General features: G+C 58.4%; 1 protein-coding gene. It reads right to left on the reverse strand.

Translation table 11 applies throughout. The annotated features are described in order from the left end of the window. Nucleotides 1-100: 100 nt before the first annotated feature. Nucleotides 101-707, reverse strand: a 607-nt coding sequence (locus BGN95_RS07405) for an adenosylhomocysteinase (RefSeq protein ID WP_286772139.1), incomplete at its 5' end; no start/stop codon positions are given.

Raw genomic sequence — 707 nt, forward strand, 5'->3', positions numbered from 1 at the left:
TTTGCGAAAAACCGCGCTTCCGGAAAGACCGCAGGCGCAAAAAAATGCGGCGCCCGAAGGCGCCGCATCCTGTGTTTTTTTTGTTGGTCGTTAGACCGGATCAGTAACGATAGTGATCCGGCTTGAACGGACCTTCGACGGTCACGCCGATGTAGGACGCCTGCTTCGGGGTCAGCTTGGAAAGCTTCACGCCGAGCTTCTCGAGGTGGAGCGCAGCCACCTTCTCATCGAGATGCTTGGGCAGGACATAGACTTCGTTCTTATATTGCTCGCTCTTGGCCCACAGTTCGATCTGCGCCAGCACCTGGTTGGTGAAGGACGAAGACATGACGAAGCTCGGGTGGCCGGTGGCGCAGCCAAGGTTCACCAGGCGGCCCTTGGCGAGCATGATGATCTTCTTGCCATCGGGGAACTCGACCTCGTCGACCTGCGGCTTGATCTCGGTCCACTTCATGTTGGACAGAGCAGCGATCTGGATCTCGCTGTCGAAATGGCCGATGTTGCAGACGATCGCCATGTTCTTCATGGCGCGCATGTGATCGACGGTGATGATGTCTTCGTTGCCGGTCGCCGTCACGAAGATGTCAGCGCGGGTCGCGGCTTCTTCCATCGTCACGACTTCATAGCCTTCCATCGCCGCCTGCAGAGCGCAGATCGGATCGATTTCGGTCACGAGGACGCGTGCACCGCCATTGCGGAGCGAGGCA

Source organism: Sphingomonas sp. 66-10 (genome assembly GCF_001897045.1).
Lineage (GTDB): Bacteria > Pseudomonadota > Alphaproteobacteria > Sphingomonadales > Sphingomonadaceae > Sphingomonas > Sphingomonas lycopersici.